The organism is Dyadobacter soli, from assembly GCF_900101885.1.
GTDB classification, from domain to species: Bacteria; Bacteroidota; Bacteroidia; order Cytophagales; family Spirosomataceae; genus Dyadobacter; species Dyadobacter soli.
Genome location: NZ_FNAN01000012.1, coordinates 176,628 through 196,729, shown reverse-complemented (window position 1 = coordinate 196,729; position 20,102 = coordinate 176,628). Strand labels below are relative to the sequence as shown.

Annotated in this window: 15 protein-coding genes; 7 read left to right on the top strand and 8 right to left on the bottom strand. The window is 52.1% G+C overall.

All coding sequences use genetic code 11. From position 1 onward, the window contains the following. Window positions 1-43 precede the first annotated feature (43 nt). The 4 genes from BLQ88_RS20980 to BLQ88_RS20965 are packed head-to-tail and all read right to left on the bottom strand — an operon-like array spanning window position 44 to window position 5,060. Window positions 44-217: a hypothetical protein gene (locus BLQ88_RS20980; protein WP_218132937.1), complete on the bottom strand. Its 174-nt coding sequence runs from the start codon at window positions 215-217 to the stop codon at window positions 44-46. A 30-nt stretch (window positions 218-247) separates the two neighbouring features. Then, window positions 248-1,423, bottom strand: a complete 1,176-nt coding sequence (locus BLQ88_RS20975) for a PepSY-associated TM helix domain-containing protein (RefSeq protein ID WP_090154110.1) — start codon at window positions 1,421-1,423, stop codon at window positions 248-250. A gap of 21 nt (window positions 1,424-1,444) precedes the next feature. After that, the gene (locus BLQ88_RS20970) at window positions 1,445-2,647 is read right to left on the bottom strand and encodes a DUF4374 domain-containing protein (RefSeq protein WP_090154108.1); all 1,203 of its coding nucleotides are present in this window, start codon (window positions 2,645-2,647) and stop codon (window positions 1,445-1,447) included. 25 nt (window positions 2,648-2,672) lie between these two features. Then, entirely contained in the window at window positions 2,673-5,060 is a 2,388-nt protein-coding gene (locus BLQ88_RS20965; protein ID WP_090154106.1) for a TonB-dependent receptor, read from the bottom strand. Between the two features lie 116 nt (window positions 5,061-5,176). Between BLQ88_RS20965 and BLQ88_RS20960 the strand changes: the two genes are divergently transcribed. Then, complete coding sequence (locus tag BLQ88_RS20960) at window positions 5,177-6,175, top strand: helix-turn-helix transcriptional regulator (protein ID WP_090154104.1); 999 nt, start codon at window positions 5,177-5,179, stop codon at window positions 6,173-6,175. 328 nt (window positions 6,176-6,503) lie between these two features. Further along, window positions 6,504-7,727, top strand: coding sequence for a T9SS type A sorting domain-containing protein (locus BLQ88_RS20955; protein WP_090154102.1), 1,224 nt, complete (start codon window positions 6,504-6,506; stop codon window positions 7,725-7,727). 2 nt (window positions 7,728-7,729) lie between these two features. Here BLQ88_RS20955 and BLQ88_RS20950 read toward each other — a convergent pair whose 3' ends face one another. Both BLQ88_RS20950 and BLQ88_RS20945 read right to left on the bottom strand, forming a co-directional pair. Next, window positions 7,730-10,498: a TonB-dependent receptor gene (locus BLQ88_RS20950; RefSeq protein WP_090154100.1), complete on the bottom strand. Its 2,769-nt coding sequence runs from the start codon at window positions 10,496-10,498 to the stop codon at window positions 7,730-7,732. Next, on the bottom strand, window positions 10,485-11,258 hold the full coding sequence (locus tag BLQ88_RS20945) for a GLPGLI family protein (RefSeq protein ID WP_090154098.1): 774 nt from the start codon (window positions 11,256-11,258) through the stop codon (window positions 10,485-10,487). The genes BLQ88_RS20950 and BLQ88_RS20945 overlap by 14 nt, the downstream gene beginning before the upstream one ends. Window positions 11,259-11,489: 231 nt before the next feature. Between BLQ88_RS20945 and BLQ88_RS20940 the strand changes: the two genes are divergently transcribed. The 5 genes from BLQ88_RS20940 to BLQ88_RS20915 all read left to right on the top strand — a co-directional run bounded on the left by BLQ88_RS20940 (window position 11,490) and on the right by BLQ88_RS20915 (window position 17,515). Next, window positions 11,490-13,133, top strand: a complete 1,644-nt coding sequence (locus BLQ88_RS20940) for a hypothetical protein (RefSeq protein WP_229212781.1) — start codon at window positions 11,490-11,492, stop codon at window positions 13,131-13,133. An 84-nt stretch (window positions 13,134-13,217) separates the two neighbouring features. Beyond that, window positions 13,218-14,684, top strand: a complete 1,467-nt coding sequence (locus BLQ88_RS20935; RefSeq protein WP_090154096.1) for a sensor histidine kinase — start codon at window positions 13,218-13,220, stop codon at window positions 14,682-14,684. A gap of 3 nt (window positions 14,685-14,687) precedes the next feature. Continuing rightward, entirely contained in the window at window positions 14,688-15,362 is a 675-nt protein-coding gene (locus BLQ88_RS20930; protein WP_090154094.1) for a response regulator transcription factor, read from the top strand. A gap of 39 nt (window positions 15,363-15,401) precedes the next feature. Then, complete coding sequence (locus BLQ88_RS20925; RefSeq protein ID WP_090154092.1) at window positions 15,402-15,605, top strand: hypothetical protein; 204 nt, start codon at window positions 15,402-15,404, stop codon at window positions 15,603-15,605. 383 nt (window positions 15,606-15,988) lie between these two features. Continuing rightward, on the top strand, window positions 15,989-17,515 hold the full coding sequence (locus BLQ88_RS20915) for a carbohydrate-binding domain-containing protein (RefSeq protein WP_090154088.1): 1,527 nt from the start codon (window positions 15,989-15,991) through the stop codon (window positions 17,513-17,515). A 2-nt stretch (window positions 17,516-17,517) separates the two neighbouring features. On the opposite strand, the gene BLQ88_RS20910 is transcribed toward BLQ88_RS20915, so the two are convergent. Both BLQ88_RS20910 and BLQ88_RS20905 read right to left on the bottom strand, forming a co-directional pair. After that, complete coding sequence (locus tag BLQ88_RS20910) at window positions 17,518-19,227, bottom strand: arylsulfatase (RefSeq protein WP_090154086.1); 1,710 nt, start codon at window positions 19,225-19,227, stop codon at window positions 17,518-17,520. Between the two features lie 110 nt (window positions 19,228-19,337). Continuing rightward, on the bottom strand, window positions 19,338-20,090 hold the full coding sequence (locus BLQ88_RS20905; RefSeq protein ID WP_090154084.1) for a T9SS type A sorting domain-containing protein: 753 nt from the start codon (window positions 20,088-20,090) through the stop codon (window positions 19,338-19,340). Between the last annotated feature and the right edge of the window lie 12 nt (window positions 20,091-20,102).

Below are 20,102 nucleotides of genomic sequence, written 5' to 3'. Positions count from 1 at the left end.
AAATAGCCAGTGCAAATCAAGAGATTTGCACCAGCGTCTCACATTACGCCCAGCTCTTCCTCAAAAACCAGAAACCAACCACCACCGGAAACCCCAGCGCGAGCCAGGAAACCGCGTCCCAGAGGTCGTCGCCGGTGAGTGCTGAAATGAGGCCGATACCGGACAAGATGCCGATGATAAAGGGCATGCCCCATACTTTCCAGAAATTGCTTTTCATTGTCAGGATATTTTTGAATGATCGTTCCGGTTATGCGTTTTCCTTTTGGGCAATGACGGTCAGAATTTCCGTGTCGCTTTTGCTCAGGCGGTTGATATGCGCCTTCGTGGCCTTGTTTCGGGCAAACCACAGGTAAAGCCCGCTGCCGAGGATCACGATCGTGGCGATGTCGAAGAGTGCCCAAATGATTTTGAGCGGCAGCCCGCCATAATCACCGAAATGCAATGGCTGCGAAACGAAAAGCGTGTTCACATACCACGGCATATCGCGCATATCGGTGAGCGTTCCGGTTTTGGCGTCGATCAGCGCGGGTTTGATGATCCGTTTGGTGAGCGGTGTGTTGCCTTTCATGAATACGGCATAATGGTGCTTGCTAGTGAACGGCGTGCCCGGGTAGGCAATGATGGACGGTTCCATTTCCGGCGCCTTATCACGGGCGATTGCCACGGCCTGGTTGAGCGAGCTAAGCTTTCCGGTGAGCGGTTGCGCATTTTTATAAGGAGCCGTCATTTCCGAAAGCTGCCCTATTTGCCATAAGCCAAGCACGATTTCCGAAGCCGTATTGATCACACCGGTTAGCCCTACCACAGTTCCCCAAACGATTGTGACCACGCCGAGGAGGTTATGCAAATCGAGCCATTTAAGGCGCGTTGACCGCTGCGTGCGGATCATTCCAAAATCGAAACGCTTCATGATCGGCCCGTATAGCATAATGCCCGACACGATCGCCGCCACAAAAAGTAACCCCATGAGCCCCAGGAACAGCTTTCCGCCGATGCCCATAAACATGTCCACGTGCAATTGCAGCATTACATACATGAACCCTTCCTGGTAATTAGGCTCGTCGAGCAGTTCCGCGGTGTGGTCGTCCACGATTACCGTCGTGAAATTATCCGGCGGTGCGTCGATCGAGTCGGAAAGGCTGAATGCGGTCGTATTTGGCTCGTGCTCGTCCCAGTACACATACCGGATCACCTTTTTCGGGTATTTCGCCTGCGCGGTTTCCGCCAGCTTATCGAGCCCGGCGAGCGGCGTGCCGGCCGGTACCTGTTTGGCGAGGTGCGGCTTCCCTTCGAGTTCTTCGATTTCTTCATGGAAGATCAGCGGCAGGCCCGTAATGCAAAGCATCAGCAGGAAGGCCGTACAGATCAGGCTCGTCCATTTGTGGATCAGGAACCAGGTTTTGATTTGCTTGACGGAGCTCATGGGAGTTGAAGTTAAAAAGAATTAATTAGGAAGCTTTACAAAGCCCTGGATCGCGCCGTCCAGCACGACTTTGAATACTTGTGTGGCTTTATTGCCGTCCACGACATAGTAGCTTTCCAGTTTGTCGGTTGAGTTTTTTACCCACAAATACACCTTGCCGTCGATTTCCGTGATAGCCTGCTCATTGGCAAATGCAAACTCATGCTGAGGCATTCCCTCGATCTTGGTGACCTGTTTGGTAGTGAGGTCGTAGGTGTAGTAGTCGAATATGGGGGCGTTCTGAAGGTTTGAAAAGTCAGTCTTTAATGGCACAGACGGAGATTCAAAATAGAGCTTTCCGCCTTTCACAAGCGCGGTTACGATAGAGTTGTTGGCTTGCATGTCGTTGGTGGAGAATGACCAGGTTTTGTCAAAATCCGTCTCGCCTTTCTTAATGCGGATGATCGCCGTTTTGGCTAAGCCAACATTCAGCCCGGTGCTGTACAGGTACAATGCGCCATCGTCGCCGATTGTCCACATTTTATTGCCCGAGGAACCCCAACCGATACCTCTCAAACCATCGTATTTGATCGTCTTCTCATACTTATCCGTAGCGAGGTCGACTACCGCAAATTCAACGGAGTTAAAAACATCACCGCCGTAACCCGCCAGTGCGGTAGTGCTGTAAGTGATCCCTACGAACAATTTTCCTTCTTTGGCGGCGATGGTGTGCATTCCTACCACCTGAAATTCTACGCCTTGTTTCTGAACTACGGATAAATCCACTTCACCGGTACGCAACATGGTAGTCGGGTTGAATTTTTGGAGTTTTAAAAGGCTGCGGGTTCCGTCTAAATAATAGCCTGTCGTTTCATTTACAACCAGGTATTGCGTTGAACCGGCAATAAAACCTTCGTCTTTCAAACTGCCATCCGCATTGAGTGAATACTTTTGAAGACCCGTCTCGCCGGCTGCATTAGTCCGGTTGAAAAACCATTTCCCGAAAGTCCTGAAACCAAAAGCTTCTTTCACTTGCAGCGATTTTGAATTGGTAGCCTGGATCGTCCCCGACGGTAGGCCATCCAAAGCCGTAAAATAACCGGCTCCGAAACGTTCGATGGAGGTCATCAGTACAAATTTGTCCTTCTCGGTAGGTGTTGGTTCACTGCTATCGTCGGACGAGCATCCGAGAAATGCGGTGAATGCGAAGCCTAGCAGGAGTGATTTAAACAAAGGTGTTTTCATGAGTATGATTGTAAAATGGATAATACTATTTGAGGGTGTAGTTGACTTTCAAATGGAAGCTCCGGCCCGCGTTCTGTATCCGGAAGTTGTCGTAAACGTTGGTGTTGAAAATGTTTTTAGCCTGAAAACCGATGGCAAATTGGTCGTTTACAGGATTGTAGGTGAATCCTAATGAATGCAGCGCCTGGCTCGGGATAATGTTGGGTGCTTCGAATTTGGCCTTGCCCCAAAGCCCGAGGAAGCCATCGGGTTCGAGCGATTTGGGAATGTAGTCGAGATAGTATTCGCGGACGAAGGTGAAATAATAATAAAGCTGTAAACGCCCGTTGCCGGCAATACGGTCGAGGTTGGCGTTCAGGCCGAGGTTGGAGAAGAAATAAGGCGTGTTGCGTAGCCGCGCCTTTTCCGTGAGACGGTTGCCGGTGTCAAAAACGCGAAAATCCTGGTAAGTAAAATTCCCGTTCGCACGTAACCAGTGTGCGAAGTTTACACTCAGATCGGTTTCCAACCCAAGCCCTTTTACATTGCTCACATTCTGGTTTTGTGTAAACAGGAAATCGATCGGCATTTTGAGGATCAGATCCCTGGTAATCCGGTAAAATGCATTGACTTCCAAATTGTAAGCATTACGTTTCTCCGTGCGGAAACCCGCATTGATATTCACGCTCTTTTCAGGTTTGAGCAGAAAATTGGAACGGTGAAAATTACCATCGCCGAACATTTCGTCCTGCTCGGGCAGACGCGTAGCCGCCTCGGCTGACACGCGGAAAAAAGTGGCGGGCGTCAACGCGAACTTCAACGCCTCAGCGATCCCGAAACTGCTGTTGGACGCATACCTGTGCTCGCCCAGCGCGGTGCCGTACACATCTACATTGATTGTGGCAGTATTGTAGTAATAGTATTTGACAATGAAGTTGTTGGTCAGTTTTTCATTCCAAAAAACAGATTGCAGGCCTGCCGCGCCTACCAGTTTGTTGTATTTCGCGGGAAGCGACAGGATATCCTGGCCGGTTTCCGGCAGTTTCAATCCCCTCGGGTCGCGGCCATCACGGCCTATGATGGTCGATACGAAATTGATCTCCGCTTTGTGCGCATCGTTGATCTGGTAACCCACATGGGTACGCGAGGTAAAATAGGAAAATGTAATATCCGAAAGGCTTCCATTCGTCGTGATTTCCCCCAGCCGCGACGGGCTTGGAATGAAGTTTCCGTACCAGTCGTAGGTCCCTCGGGCCGTGTCCACTTGTTGCGTATGGATGTCGCTCACGGTCAGGAACTGGTCGAGGCTCAGGCGATTGAATGCCTTGCGGTAGCGGAGCGTCGGAATCACCGAGTACTGCCTGCTCAATGCCGCACCAAACGGCTGGGACATTGACGAGCCGTACTGGTTTTGCCGGTTAATGCGAAACCATGTTACGCCGACGCGCAATTCATCGGCCCAGCGCAGGCCCGTCAACCCGCCGTATGCTTCGGCATAGTAGTTGGTGAATTTGTTGTGAAAAAGCCGGACAGTTGCCTCGCTGCGGGCCGCGGTTTCATGGTCGGTAACCGTCACATCGACTTTGTAATCGTTGTCCGAACGGTTCACAAATGCATCCGCACCGATGAAGAAAAGCCGGGTAGTATCGGTGTAAAGCCCATTCAGCGACCCACGATGCGTGTTGAACGAGGCAATTTCGTAAGACGCTTCGGCATAGCGGTACAGCGATTTCTTCGTAACCAGGTTCACCGCCCCGCCCAGCGCGTCCGCGCCCAGACCCGTAGGCAGCACGCCCTTGTACACCTCCACGCGTTCGAGCATGTTTACAGGCACGAGCCCGATGTTGTAGCCCGCACCCAGGTAATCCATTGGAATACCATCCTTGAAATTTTTGATCGCGCGGTCCTGGAAGCCGTTCATCATCAGCCCTGCACTGGAACCGAGCCCGCCGGTTTGCCGGATACGGATACCCGCCGAGCGGTTCATGAGTTCCACGAGCGTAGAGGGCTGTTCCTGAACGGCTTTGGTATTGATGATCTCCGCTTTAATGGGTTGCAGCTTTGCCTGCTGGGTTTCGGTGCGGCCGGTTACCTGCACTTCCGAAAGCTGGGTCTGATCTTCCTGTAATGTAAAAGTGAGGGGATTGCCAATAATAGCGAAGGAAACCGACTGAGTTACACGCTTGAAACCGATGTGCTGAACGTTCACGGCATACCTGCTTTGGCGCGGCACGGTCAATGTGAATTGTCCTTTTTCATTGGTAATTTCATGAAGGCCCGTTCCGTCTACGCTCACCGATGCGCCGATGAGCGGTTCGCCGCGGTTGTCCTTTACAGTTCCTTGTATTTTGTAATTGTCTTGTGCATAGGTAGTTAATGGCAGTAAAAGCGCCGTGGTAACAAAAAATCGTAACAGGAGGAGGAAAGGTTTCAACGCTGTATTACTTTTACTTAATTAAGACTGTTTAAAAATAACGGCAAATGTACCGATCGTGCCCCGGGTGCGGTTAACGCCAAATGCAGTATTAATGCCGCCAAAAACAGAGTTTGATGAAAATCGTATTCAGATCGGAAGAATTTGCAGAACTCAACTTCGAGCGGGGATACTCCGAAGGCTTCGGCGTTGACGAGCGGTCGGGGATATGGGAGGAGAAATACGAGTATGATCACCTCGGGATCCATTCGCGCATTCACCGGATCTTCTGTCCGGGGATGATATTTTCACTGATCGAAGGGGCGCTGGACCACGACCTCGTGCAGATTATCGAGAGCGACTTCCCTTACCTGCAAATGCATTTCGAGCTTTCGACTACCGGCTGTCTGTACCTTCCGAACGCCCGGGCGGAGATCGACACGGTCATCTACGGCGGGTCGCATTCATTGCTTTTCTACCCTGCGCTGAAAGGGCATTTGCATTATCTAAAAAAGCCGCTGTCCCACAGCGTGGAAATAGAACTTTCGCTGGATTTTCTGCGGAGGCTTTTTCACAACGACCTCGAAGTGCTGCGCGATTTTGGCAGGAATATCGAGCGAAACCACCCCGCGGTAATGGGTAACCGCAGCTTCCCGGTCACGCCCGCCATGAACAGGGTTATCGCCGAAGTCCGTGACTGTCCGTACACCGGCTCGCTGAAAAAGCTTTTTGTGGAAGCAAAAGTTGTGGAGCTTCTTACGCTGCAAATCAGCCAGATCAATGCCAGTGACGCGGGTAAGACAAACCTGAAACAGTCGGATATCGACAAATTGTATGAAGTAAAAGACCTGGTCCTGCGCAACATCGACGATCCGTTTTCCATCGAAGAGCTCGCCCGACTTGCCGGGCTCAACCGCACGAAGTTGCAGGAAGGTTTCAAGGAGCTTTTCGGAACAACTATTTTCGGATACATTACCGACACCCGCCTGGAAGGAGCCCGCCGGCATATTGTCGAGCCAGGCTCGATACTTTCGATCGGCGAGATCGCCGCGCTTTCGGGCTACAAAAATCCCCAGCATTTCACGGCCGCATTCAAGAAAAAGTTTGGCTACCTCCCTCGTGACGCCCGCGGGTAGCGCTTACCTGCTTTTTTGCAAAAAAATAAGCAAGCGAAATATTTGTTATTTACATTATAGAACTAATTTTACGTCATGCGAATCGGGAAAATATTTACTTTCCTGATAGTGAGGATAGTTGTGGAATGGCGGTGCGTCGCAGTACAAATTTTTCACGCCAAGAAAGAATAATAAGCCGATAAACGAACAGTAATGTAGAAGCGTGTCACAGGTTGCTGTGACACGCTTTTTGTCTTTTTTAATGCAGGAAATTATACCGTTCACTCAATCTGTGCAAACCATTTACACGGCATTCGCGACATAATGTTTTCAACCACATTTGTTAGCCATGAAAATGCGATTCTTCATTCTCAGTTTATTTTCCTTTCAATGCGCATTTGCGCAAAGCCCCATTTGGCAAGTCGAAAAGCAGGTGCCGGCCACCGATATTTATGCCATCCGCAAGCTTGGCAGCAGACTCTATGCAGCCGGGGAGAGCCAGGTTTTTATCTCCGACCGTTGGGGAATATCATGGACCGCGTCGTCAAAATTCAACCCGACGCCCGACGGAATCGACGACATGATCAGTTTCAAGGACAAATTGTACGCCACGGGTTACGGCAAGGGCATTTACGAAAGCGCCGACAACGGTAAAACCTGGCACTTCGCTTCCCAGGGACTTTCCGGCATAGCCCCCGTGCGGTTTGCTGCGAGGAATGGTGCATTGTACGTCGCTACCGACGACCAGGGCGTGCAGCAGCTCAATGCGGCCGGTACCGCGTGGGGCGCGTTCAACAAAGGTCTCGATTTCAAAACCAGTTACAGTTTCAATGCAATTATCAACACCGAAAGCGCACTCATTGGCGGCATGGGGGCCAATGGCACGCTCGCCGTTTTGAACGACAGCACAGCCGAGTGGGACATCCGCTATCACGGCGGCCGCATTCTTCCCGGCCTCACGACCTACGATTTTTTGCAGACGGAGAAGCATATCTGGGCATTCACCAATTCCAAAGCCTACGCGAGTGCGGACAGGGGCGCTACCTGGGTGCAGGTGCCTGCAGGTATGCGTCACGGGAGCTTTTCGCGCGCTACGGCTACGCCTACGCACATTTACGCGGCCGTGAATTTCGGGAATAACCATACGATCCTTTACAATCGCCGGGTAGCCGCGCCGCTTTCGGAAGCATGGGCGACGGTGGATACGCTCGCCGGCTACTACACTTACAGCCTCGTTTATGCCAATGGCCGGTTGTACGTAGCCACGCAAAAAGGGTTGCTCAGTACCCCGCTTGTAACGCGGATCGACGTCCCGCGGCAAAGGATTCCGAAGGATTTTTATGTGTATCCCAATCCGTCGTTCGGTCAGGTAACGCTGGCCAATGGACTGGCGGCCGGCAGCGGAGAATTTCAGCTCAGCGACGCCAACGGAAAAGTAGCATTTACGAGCCCGGTAATTTCCGACAGCCAACCGCTCGATATTTCAAAACTCTCGCCCGGTACCTATTACTATACGCTCACCGGCAGCGACGAAGGCGAGATAAAAGGACGGCTCGTCGTCGGGAAGCCATAACCTTACACGCCGAACTTCCTCAGATTATACACCAGGGTGATCAGGAAATAGCGCTTTAAAACCCGGCTACGCACATCCTCAATATAGGCGTCGCCGGTGTTCCGGACGAGGCTGCGGTTCTGGTTGAGCAGATCGAATACCTGTAACCGCACCTCGGCCTGGCGCGTGCGCAGAAATTGTTTTGCAATGGACGCGTTCCAGAGCGTGAAACGCTGGTTGTATCCCTCAGCACGGCCGGTATTGCCATTATAAGTAAGGTCGGAGGTGAATACCAGGTTTCCGGGAAGTTGCCAATGAACATCCGCCGTGGCGTATTGCGACCAATACTGCATATTTTGCTCGGATAAAAGCGAATACCGCGCCTGCTGGTAGGTAATGCGCGCGCTCAGGCCATAATCGATCCGGCCGTTGTAATCGGATTGCAGCCGAATGCCCTGACCAATGGAAGTAGAAGTCGTGACATTGTCCGACCCATTGATCAGGTTCGTATTGCGCGCCAGGCTTCCCTGGGTACTGAGGTTGACGGACAGGTGCAAGGGCTCGATCTTTTTGCCTAATGAAACAAACCCGGTCCCCGACATAAACCCACGTGTGTTGATGGGCGTTGTAACCTGCACGCCCGAATCGTCGGTGCGTGTAGAAATTCCAATGCGGTTGTTGCTCTGATTGAAACTGCTGAAAACAAACAGGTTATCGGTGCCGCCCCGCGATGAAATGCCGAATGTGAGGGTAAGGTTATGGTAATACTCGGGCCGCAAGTCCGGGTTTCCGATGCTGATATTAAGGGGATTGGAATTATCCGCAATGGGTATAAGCTGGGTAATACCTGGTGACACAACGCGCGTCCGGTATTGCAGCCGCAGATTTTTGTTTCCTCTGAATGTGTAGGAAAAAAGTGCATTGGGCATAAAATACGCGTATCGGGAGCTATACCCGGCGTCGGTCGATCGGTCGACGGGCCGCAGCGATGCCAGCTGCGCATCACCGCCCAATGCGATGGTGTAGCGCAGGCGCCGGGTCTGGAAAGTGGCGCCGAGCCGGTTGGTTTCGAAAGTATTGGCAAAATTTCTGCTCAATGCGGTGTTAGGCTGGTCGTACTGATCCGTTTCTTCGCCTTTGTTGGCCACATTTCGCAGCAGCTTCCCGAAACTATTGCTGTATGCATACCTGAATTCCAGCTTTTTGGTGAAAGAGAGCGGTTCCGTAAACGAAACATTCACCGTATTCTGTAATGCAAACTGGTCTTGCGCATTGCGCTGGTCGATCTTTTGCTCCGTCGTTAATGTGTCGAAAAAGGTGTTGGCCGACCGGTAATAGGCCGTGGTGTTGCCGGTTGTCAGGACCGAGTTCAGGTTCGCCGACAGCGAACGGCCTTCTTTTTTGAACTTTCGCATAAACAGCAGATTGTTATAACCATTCCAGCCCGTTCCGTGCAGGTCGTTTTCGGTCAGGCCCTTATTCAGGGAATCCGTAGGGGAGCGGTACGAGAAGCTGCTGTTTTTACCCAACAGATCCTTCGTCTGGAAGCTGATATTAGGCGTAAAACGCAGGCTGGTCAGCGAATCGATCGGAAGGTCGAAGCGGCCGTTAATGCGGTGCGTGAGCATTGTATTTTTAGAATAATTGCTTTGATCGGTCAAAAACGACCGGCCGGGAAGGATGCTCTCGCGATGGCTTTGCTGGTCGGTAGTGGTGACGGCCCGGTTGGCAAAATAGCTGGCCGCCATTTCGGAGCGTTTGCCCCATTTCACGGCCTTGCTTTCGGTCCGGTAATTGGCCCCCAATGCTGCAACTTCCGTAATATTGGACGGTGCGGCAGGTCCGCCATCGCCCTCGCCGCCGGGTTGGCCTAGTAATTGCGGCCCTACGCCTCCCTGGCCTATCGCGAAGTTCTGCTGGTTGAGGTTATTGGCCTGCCCGATCACCGAAAGCTGCCGGTTGGGCCCGCCGTTATGGTTGTTGAAGCGGTTTACATTCAATTTGGCCTCATACCGCGCCGACTGGTCGCCGCCGCTCGGGCCGGCCCCCAATGCATTCTGCCCGAAATAGCCCTTGCCTTTGTCTTTTTTAATAGTAATGTTAATCGTCCGCTCACGATCGCCGTCATCCACACCCGAAAACTGCGACTGGTCCGATGACTGGTCATACATCTGAACCTTGTCCACAATGTCGGCGGGGAGGTTACGGGTCGCCATTTTAGGATCATTGCCAAAAAACGGTTTACCATCCACGAGCACCTTGTTCACGGCCTGGCCATTGGCTTTAATGGAGCCGTCGCGCGCCACCTCCACGCCCGGCAATTTGCGCAGCAGTTCCTCCACCTGCGCATTCGGCTGCGTTTTAAATGAACCCGCATTAAATTCGACGGTATCCTGTTTGATCGTCACCGGTGCAGCTTCCTGCCTGATCACCACCTCATTCAGCTGCGTGCCCTGCTCGGTCATGAGCAATGTGCCGAGGTTGGCGGGAGTATCGCGGGTAACGGTAACCGGTATGGATATGTTTTTGTAACCCATAAATGTAACCAGCAACCGGTAGGAGCCGGGTGTGACTTTTCGGAAATGGAAATCCCCGTCTCCGCCGGTGGTCGTCGCGGTTACGTATGCGGAATCCCGTGCGTGCAGGAGCGAAACGGACGCCATTCGCAGCGGCTTTCGTGTGACCGAGTCGAGCACGGCACCGCTGATTTCGCCCGTTGGGGTCACTTTTTGCGCGAGCAGGGGTGAGAGCGAAAGCAGAAGCAGGCAGCATAACAGTTTAAATACCTCCACCGCCCGGCCCCATTTTTTGGTGAAAATCGGCCATCGCACGCTGACGGATGTCGGTCATTTGTTCTTGGCTGACGCTTTCCGCATGCATATCCGGCATTACCGCTTTATCATCCACTTTACCCGTACTTACCTTCGTCGCTCTGAACTGCTCCCGGCTGCCTTCCACGAGCAGTACCACGCCTTTTTCGGGTGTGAGCGCGGGTACGGGCGAGTAGCGGAAGGGCAATTCGGTCGTAAACCACACGGAATAGGGTTCCTTGTGATAATTGACAATGGCCTTTTGGCAAGAGTAACCGGCGATTTTCTTCGTCTGCTGTGTGAGCTGCCACCCGGAGGTTGCCTCGATCGGCGCTTCGGTTTTGTAAGTGCGCGTTTCCTTGTCTTTGCTTACGGTCACGAAAGTGAGGACTTTCTGGCTGGCAATGTCGATCACCACATATTCCTCGAACGGCCGTCCCGCATTGGTAGTTTGTGGAATACCGCCCGGTTCCTGCCGGACCCTTAGCATCATATTCTCTTCATCGCGGCTTTCGCGCACGAAATTGCCCGCGAACAGGACTTTCTGGCCGATAGTGCGCGTGTCGGGCACGTCGGTAGGAAAATTTGGGTCGCCCTGTTTCACCTCCTCGCCGTTTACCATAAAGCGCAACCGTGACTGGTCGATCTTGCGAACGACTTCGTAGTTGATTTGCCCGGAAGTCTGTGCAAAAATGGGGGCTGCGGCAAACAGCAGCGCGATCATTGAAAGAAGCTTTTTCATAATGTCACCGTGGTTTTGATTGGATGCATCAAAGGTCAGGCGACGGTTTGTAAGGTTCTGCTATTTAATGTTAAGTAGTGTTAAAGGCAATCTCGTCAGAGTTCAATTAAAGCTTCCATGGATGCCAATTTGACTCCGAAAACTAAGAAAAATTACATTTAATGGTGGATTTTAAGGAGACGTGCCCTATATTGGTTTGACTAACTCAACTCAGCAATTCTCTGTATACTAATGGCTTATCATATTTACTTCAAACTCATTCTGTTTGTTGTCTTTCTTCTATCGACTTTGTGGGTTTACAAAGCATATGTCAAAGACCCCAACCGCAGAGTTTCCGTAAAAGACGCAACCATACTGATTACCGCCATGCTACTGCTGGTATGGGCCGTGCGAATGCCGTTTTTACGCCATACCGAATACGATATCGACACAAGTACCTGGCTCAGCGCCGTTATCGCCGTCAACCATTATCCCGACAAGCTCTGGACGTTGCTCAACTACACCGATGCCAGGCCATTAACCGTGCTTCCGTTACTCGCAGGCTCCTGGTTTGGGATGCCGGTCAATTACACCAGCGCGGAAATAATCGGATTGTTGCTATGGACGGGAACGGTGCTGCTGCTGTATCAGATATGTAAGTTGTTTGCCGGGAAAAACCTCAGTTTGGTAGTCACTTGGAGTCTTGCGCTTTTCCTGGGAACCATATGCCATATCTTCGCCGCCTATAATTCCGAGCATGGGAGCATTTTCATGATCACGGCGGGCATCACATTGTTCTTTTTGTACGTCTACGGCCGGTGGTCGAGCCCGGTTATTGCGGCGATTACCGGCATCCTGCTGGGCAGCGTCGTTTATGCCAAATTCCAGAATGCTCCCATGGGATTGCTCACGGGGGTATTTTTATTGCTCGCGATGGCACAGCGGAAAGACTGGCGCAACATAGCGGCGTTGATGATTGGTTGCCTATTTCCTACCATTTTGATCAATGTATTTTATGGTGCGAGGGGTAAGGTGGATGTTTTCTGGAACAACTACTTCTGGAACTACTTCTATTATTCGTTCACGACGCAGTTCTCGTCCATGCCCATGGTCGAGCGGTTCAGTCCGGTGCGTGTGATCCGCTTCATTTTCTATGCGACGAGTTCCGGGGTATATGTCCTCACACTCACTGCATTGGCCGTGACATTACCGGTTTTGTCTTTCAAAAAATGGCGTTCAGAGTTCAGGGTCAACTGGATACCTGTCGTTTTTACGTCCTTGCTTTTACTGCTGAGTGTTTATGCCGTGTTGCAGTCGGGTAACAATTTTGAGCATTACAAACTCTTCCTTTTTGTACCGCTGCTGATTTTCAATGCATTGTTTCTGTCGTTCAGCCAGCCGGTGGTTCGCAACTATGCAATCGGTTTTTTGCTGCTCGGGGGAGTCCTGCAAACGGCCGTAAGTCTCAAATACCTCGACGGCGAAGTGGCTTACGATAAAAGGTCCGATATTGACAGGAAAGTCGTGGGGCACATTGTCACGCACACAAGTTCGTCCGACCCGGTGGTCGTCTGGGGCTGGCGCGATGGGCTGCTGGTGAGCGCGCAGCGGCCTATGGGCTACCGCGACGTGCATACCTTCCATTTTTCAATGAAATCGCCGCTTATTCCCCACTGGACGCGTGATTTTGTGGAGGATATGGAGGAAAATAAACCTAAAATTTTCGTCGAGGCCATGATCCCGGAATACTCCGAGCGGGGCCACCTGTTCCTGCCGCACGATAAAGTGCCCGTCGTACGCGAGTATGTGCAGCGGCATTACCGGCTGGTCAAGGAGTTGGACGGCGTTAGAATCTTCCATCGCAGAGACGCACCGGAGATTTCGTTCCTGCGTTAGAATGGCCTATTAATCAATGCTATTTTGTGTTAAATAGTGTTAAGGTTCCGGAAATGATCCGGGCGGAAAGCTTAGCTTTGCGGTATGACGAACCGCCGCATCCGCTCCATTTTCTGGCTCATGAGCGTCTGCATTGTTGCCATCAATGCATTCCAGGCGTATTGGCTCCTCACGACTTACCGGCTCAACCGGGAGCAGTTCGGTAATACGGTTCAGGATGCATTGTTCCAGGTAATCGAAGGACATCAGGTTGATCATGCGCGCCAGCTTTTCGGAGGCGAGCCGTCCCGCGACGTGCCCGGCACACCTCCCGGCGGCACACCCGATACGCCCGGTGGTAGTATACCCAAAGCGCCCGGCGGTAATATTCCCAGGGAATCGCGTGTGGTGGTCCGGCGCCTGGGCAGCAGCAGCGGAGGATCACGGTTTTACTACAAATTCAACAACGACAGCGCGATTATCGCCCCCGCCGACACGCTCGCACGCCGCATTTCCAGGTTCGTGGTGCAGGAATGGGCGGAGGATGGCCGCATCGACATGCGGAAAGTCTATTCCGCTTACCGGGACGAACTGATGCGGAGAGGCATCGATGCAGCCTTCAAATTAGATACCCTAACCATTCTCCCGAATCCGGGGTCGAGCAATGTGATCATATTCAATGGGCTGGGTTTGAGAGTAGAAGAAGATGGCAGTTTCAAAACCTTCCCGTTGCCCGTCAACCCCGTGCGCCATACTTTCGTGCAAGCCACTTTCGATATGCCCGTTCCGTATCTGCTGAAACGGATGGGTTGGCTGCTGGGCGGCTCGGCGCTGCTTTTGCTGCTTACCACCGGCTGTTTCGTATTTATGCTGCGGACCATCCTGCGCCAGAAAAAGCTGTCGGATATCAAGAACGATTTTATCAATAACATGACCCACGAACTGAAAACGCCCATCGCGACCGTTACTGCGGCCGTCGATGCGTTGCTGCATTTCGGGGCGCTGAACGATCCCCGCAAAACGGAGGAATACCTTAATATTTCGCAAAACAACCTGCAAAGGCTGTCTGATCTCGTGGAAAAAGTATTGAACCTGGCCGTGGAGGAGAAGCAGGATTTCGAATTTCATACGGAGCCGGTCAGCCTGGCGGAAATCCTCTGCGAGCTGGCGGCCAGTCACCGGATTAAAGCCGCCAAAACGGTGGTATTCAATATGCATATCCCCTTCGGCACGATGGTGCAGGTGGACCGGATGCATTTTGGTAATGTGATCAACAACCTCATCGACAATGCAATCAAATACTCCTACGAGCGCGTGACCATTTCGTTCAACTACGAGCAGGAGCCGCACGGCTGGCAGCTTACCGTTTCCGACAATGGCATCGGCATTCCGAAAGCCTACCAGACGTCTGTTTTCGACCGTTTCTTCCGGGTACCGACGGGCGACCTGCACCAGGTGAAAGGTTTCGGTCTCGGATTGGCGTACGTCCGGCAGGTGGTGGAAAAGCATGGCGGCAGCATTAGTCTGGCGAGCGAACCGGGGAAGGGGAGTGCATTTGTTTTAAAATTCTGAAAAATGGCTACGGTACTATTCATCGAGGACGAGCCCGCGCTGGGGATGATTGTGAAGGATAGCCTTGCATACCGGGGTTTCAATGTGCTTTACGCCGCCAACGGGGCGGAAGGGCTCGAACAGTTCCGCCTGCACCAGCCCGATATCGTCGTTGCAGACATTATGATGCCCGATATGGACGGTTTCACCATGGCTGAGCACATCCGTCGCGACGACCCGCACACGCCCATTATGTTCCTGACGGCACGTTCGCAAACCGCCGACGTCGTGCGTGGTTTTGAATTGGGCGGTAATGATTATCTCAAAAAACCATTTAGTCTCGATGAGCTCGTCGCGCGCATCAATGCGCTCCTGCGCGTGGGAGCGGCACGTCCGCATGCGGGCGGGACGCTTAAAATCGGCCGCTACACCTTCGACCCTGCCAAGCAAAAGCTCTCCGTCGACGACCGTGAGGTGACATTATCGCACCGTGAAGCCGAATTGCTCCGTCGGCTTTATCAGCAACGCAACGAAGTCCTCGGCCGCAGCGAAGTCCTCACCGAACTCTGGGGCGACGATTCCTTCTTCAACGGCCGCAGCCTCGACGTTTTCATCACCAAACTCCGCCGCTACCTGCGCGAAGACCCCAAGATTCAGATTATCAATATCCGGGGGAGAGGGTATAAGCTGGTGCTTTGAGAATTCGGGTATTTTGTATTTTTGTAAAAATCGAAAAACATGGAAGGGGATATTCAATTTAAAATAGGACGCCGCACAAACGATCCGCGTTCAATCACACCTGAGGAACGTTCGAAATGGCAGAAGCAACTCGCAGTAAATGCGCGTGACTACCTTTTTTCGATTGGCCAGCCATTGGTTTATAAGCGTGACGGCCACATCATCGCCGAGCACAAAGACGGTCGGTTGCAAGTGATCCGATGACAATTCATCTGGTCGCAGGGCCTCCGGGTATCGGCAAAAGTACACACAGCCAATCATTCGTTCCAGCCGGGCTACCTATTATCGACCAGGATCTGGCGGCATATCAATACAAAAAGGTCGGTTTTGCTAACTATCAGGACATTGCATCCTTGACCAGCAATCAGCGAATCCGTGACTTTCTTTTCTCGTTGACGTCACTTATGATTCCGTTACGGAGTTAACAGAAGCCCACTATCCGTTGCCAGCCTGGATTGAGCGCAACAACCTTCACCACTACCTGTTGGCCAGGTAAATCATAAAAGTCATCGGACCGTGCGTCATCGATAACCGCACCGGCGTACTGAGCCGTAGTTGACAAATCTACGCACCAATTATCACTCAGTATGAACCTCCGATTTTCACAATTTACACGGGCCGCGTTTGCGGCACTGCTGGCGGCGGCTTGCCTGGCCTGCTCCAATGATGACGACACCACGGTAGATCCGGGCAATACCAATGGCTCGATTAATATCGATAGCGTCAGTTTTGTATCCGCTTCGCCCGAGGGCGACACCGGTACCGCGGCTAACGAGGATGATCTTTTGGCTAACTCTACCTTTTCAACGGTCGTTTCAATTCATTTTGGAAGTGTTGTAAGCATCGATAATCCGCTGGCGGGCAATGGGGTGACGGTGACCGAATCGAATGGGGACATTACCATCAATGCGACCGTCGCGGAAGTGGAATATGTTTTATCAGGAACTACCGCAAACGGGTCTGTCAAGATTTACAGCGACAAGAAGTTCAAGCTTACCCTGGACGGCGTCAGCATTACCAATGCCGACGGCCCGGCAATCAATATCCAGTCGGAGAAGCGTGCATTTATTGTTTTAAACGACAATACCACCAATTCGCTGACCGACGGGACGAGCTATACGGCTAGCGGTGAAGAGGATATGAAGGCGACGCTTTTCAGCGAAGGCCAGATGATTTTTAGTGGGACGGGCACGCTGAACCTCAAAAGCAATTACAAGCACGCCATTTGCAGCGATGATTACGTCCGCATTATCAACGGAAACATTACGGTTACAAGCGCGGTATCCGACGGCATTCATACCAACGACGCGTTTATAGCCGACGGTGGCACCATAAATATCACCGCGGCCGGCGACGGTATCCAGTGCGAAGAAGGATACATTGTGATTAACAATGGGAATTTCACTGTGAATGTGGCCGATAAAGCCATTACTGCCAGCTACGACACCGACACAAACATTGATCCGTTTGTAACGATCAACGGCGGAACGTTCAATATCAGGTCCTCCGCAGGGGAAGGCATTGAAAGCAAAAGCAAACTGACGATCAACAACGGCGATTTTAACATCCAGACTACCGACGACGGGCTGAATGCAGGAAGTTTCATTTATATCAATGGCGGGAACATCTACGTGTACAGCACTTCCAACGACGGTATCGACTCCAATGGCCCGATGACGATCACCGGCGGAAGGATTATTTCCATCGCGGCGGGCGGTCCCGAGGAAGGATTCGATTGCGACCGGAACACATTCAAAATAACCGGCGGCATACTCATTGGTACCGGCGGCGCAACCAGTTCGCCCACAGCGAATGTAAGCACGCAACCTTCGGTGATCCTCGGTTCGGGATCGGCAAACCAGCTGATGCATATCCGCTCGTCAGACGGCGAAGTAATGACGTTCACGATCCCCCGGGCGTACAGCACCATGCTGTTTTCGAGCCCGAAGTTGAAGCAAGGTACTACTTACCAGGTCTACACCGGCGGTACTACGGCAGCAACGACAGATTTTTACGGATTATATACGTCCGGCACTTACACGGCCGGGACCGCCGGCATTACTTTTACTACCAGTTCGATGGTAACCAATGCCGGCGGGAGCCAGGGACGCTGATCTTACTTTGCCGCCTTGCCCGGTTTCGGAAATACCTGGTGGGTATTGGCCCATTCTTGCCAAAGGCCTGCCAGGTGTTTTACTTTTTCAGGATGCGTGGCGGCGAGGTTTTGCGTTTCCGAACGGTCGGTTGAAAGGTCGAACAGTTGCCAGGTGGAGTCGGCGGCGGTCGAAACGAGCTTCCAATTACCTTGTCTTGCATAACGAGCCCCGAAATGCTCGTTGAACAGCTCGGAATTCCCTTTTGAGGATTTGCCGGAAAACGAGCCGACCAGGCTGGTGCCCGTAGTCGGTTTGATGTCGTTGTTTTTGAATTGTTTGGGGTATTTAGCGCCCGATAGCTCACAGAATGTCGCCATCAAATCCATCACATGGCCCGTATGATCGCTGAAACTGCCTTTTTTAGCCGTAATACCCTTGGGCCAGAACGCGATCATCGGCGAGTTCAGGCCACCTTCGAACGACTCAGCCTTCGCGTACCGGTAAGGCGTGTTGGCTACGCTCGCCCAGCGCGGGCCGATCGACGCATAACTTGTCTGAGGGCCGGGCATTACCTGTTTTTCGGTGGCGTAGACGATCTTTCGTCCATCGCGCGTCTCGCTCGGGCGGTCGAAACCGGGACCGTACTTCGCGCAGTTTTCCGGACTGGCGCCATTGTCGGTCAGAAATAGGATCAGTGTATTATCCAGCTCGCCGGTTTGTTTCAATGCATTCACGATCCGGCCGATACCCTGATCCATCCGGTCGATCATCGCCGCGTGCACAGCCATTGCCATCGCGTCCCATTCGCGGTCGGGGTTTTCCTCCCATTTCATCGCGCCGGCAGGTGTTTCGGGCAATTTAGTCACTTTCGGGTTAATCAGACCCATTTTGACCATTCTTTCATAACGTGCTTTGCGGATTGCCTCCCAGCCGACTTTGTACGTATCCTTGTATTTTTCGATGTCCTCGGGCTTGGCTTGTAAGGGCCAATGCGGCGCATTTTGGGCTACATAAAGGAAGAATGGCTTATCGGATTTCGCGAAGCCCTGAATGTAAGCGACGGTCGTATCGTTGATAGCGTCGGTGTGATAATAATCCTTTGGAACGCTCGTAACCGGCTCCTTTCCATTGACCAGACTGAACGGATCGAAGAAATCGATCACACCCCAGATCGTCCCGAAAAACTTGTCGAAGCCGCGGCTGGTCGGGTATTGTTCGATGGGGGAAAAGGGACCGGCATCTTTCTGATGGTTCAGCCAGGCAAGCTGTTCCTGAGGGTTCTTTTGTGTAAATGTGTTGGAAACGTGCCACTTACCGGTCATGCCCGTCTGGTAGCCTGCCGTTTTGAGTACTTCGGCGAGCGTCACTGTGTTTTCGGTGATGTGTCCCTGATAACCCGGCTGGTTTTCAGCTTCGGTCATCTTGCCGATCCCCGCCTGCTGGTTGTACAAGCCCGTGAGCAGCGACGCGCGCGTAGGACAGCAGCGTGAAGTGTTGTAAAATTGCCGGTAACGCAGGCCGTTTTGAGCAAGGAAATCGAGGTTCGGCGTATGCACCTCGCCGCCATAGCAACCCATATCCGAATAGCCCATATCATCCGCGAGGATCACGATTATGTTGGGATGTTTGTCGGCGGAAGGCGCTTCGGGCGTGTTTTTGGTTTTAAGGGCAACGAGGCCCAGGCCCGTTAGAAGTGCCAGGGAAATTAGGGATAGTTTGGTTTTAGTCATGAAAATTGGGGATTCCGGCCCCGGAGGGCATTTTTCCCCAAAGTAGAGATTTTTTCGCTTTTGGCCGATAAGGTTCGCAGAAGTGTCAACCGTTCGATAACCAAAATTCATTAAAGCTTGACAAACCTCGACGACCACAAAGGCACTGCGCCCGGCCCCGACACCTGAACAGCATAAGACCCCGGAGGCAGCGGCTTGATGTTTACACCGATATGATCCCCCGCATCGCATTTTTGCCGTAGTACAACATCTCCACTGGCCTTGAAAACAGCAATATGCAGCGGTCCCACATTTTGTTTGACCGATAAATAAAGCATATCAGCCGCCGGATTGGGATACAGTGCAAAACCGGAATGATCAGCCTGCCGAATGAAAATAATAGAAGAGAAGCTAAATGTTCCATCGTAATCGACTTGTTTAAGGCGGTAATAAGTGCGTGCGTAGGGTGTGTAGTCAATAACCTGATATGTTTTTTGCACATAAATAGTGCCCGATCCGGGAACACTCTCCATAAGTTGAAAATGAATGCCGTCGGGCGATTTTTGCATTTCAAAATGGCTGTTGTTGGTTTCTTCCGAAGTTGCCCAGTGCAGTTCATTGTTGCTATCGGTGGTTTTCCCATTAAAATAGATCAGCTTCACAGGAAAGGCATAGGCGGGGTCGGGCTGTAAAAAGCCTTGTGAAAGCAGATTCGGCCCCGACTGCAATGTAGCGATAGCCGGTTCCCCGATACTCCATTCCAGGTAAACTTCTCCGGCATTTCCTGCTCCATAGCCGTTCGCAACAACCGATGATCCGATACTTTGTGCTTCGGACAAGCGGCGGCACAGCAACATACTTGCAAGCAATAGCAGTTTTTTCATGATGTAGGTCAA

Bases quoted from the DNA above. Each gene is read 5' to 3' on its own strand.
- BLQ88_RS20945 (WP_090154098.1), bottom strand. From the start codon at position 11,258: ATGAAAAAGCTTCTTTCAATGATCGCGCTGCTGTTTGCCGCAGCCCCC.
- BLQ88_RS20930 (WP_090154094.1), top strand. From the start codon at position 14,688: ATGGCTACGGTACTATTCATCGAGGACGAGCCCGCGCTGGGGATGATT.
- BLQ88_RS20915 (WP_090154088.1), top strand. From the start codon at position 15,989: ATGAACCTCCGATTTTCACAATTTACACGGGCCGCGTTTGCGGCACTG.
- BLQ88_RS20955 (WP_090154102.1), top strand. From the start codon at position 6,504: ATGAAAATGCGATTCTTCATTCTCAGTTTATTTTCCTTTCAATGCGCA.
- BLQ88_RS20935 (WP_090154096.1), top strand. From the start codon at position 13,218: ATGACGAACCGCCGCATCCGCTCCATTTTCTGGCTCATGAGCGTCTGC.
- BLQ88_RS20980 (WP_218132937.1), bottom strand. From the start codon at position 217: ATGAAAAGCAATTTCTGGAAAGTATGGGGCATGCCCTTTATCATCGGC.
- BLQ88_RS20910 (WP_090154086.1), bottom strand. From the start codon at position 19,227: ATGACTAAAACCAAACTATCCCTAATTTCCCTGGCACTTCTAACGGGC.
- BLQ88_RS20975 (WP_090154110.1), bottom strand. From the start codon at position 1,423: ATGAGCTCCGTCAAGCAAATCAAAACCTGGTTCCTGATCCACAAATGG.
- BLQ88_RS20925 (WP_090154092.1), top strand. From the start codon at position 15,402: ATGGAAGGGGATATTCAATTTAAAATAGGACGCCGCACAAACGATCCG.
- BLQ88_RS20940 (WP_229212781.1), top strand. From the start codon at position 11,490: ATGGCTTATCATATTTACTTCAAACTCATTCTGTTTGTTGTCTTTCTT.
- BLQ88_RS20960 (WP_090154104.1), top strand. From the start codon at position 5,177: ATGAAAATCGTATTCAGATCGGAAGAATTTGCAGAACTCAACTTCGAG.
- BLQ88_RS20905 (WP_090154084.1), bottom strand. From the start codon at position 20,090: ATGAAAAAACTGCTATTGCTTGCAAGTATGTTGCTGTGCCGCCGCTTG.
- BLQ88_RS20970 (WP_090154108.1), bottom strand. From the start codon at position 2,647: ATGAAAACACCTTTGTTTAAATCACTCCTGCTAGGCTTCGCATTCACC.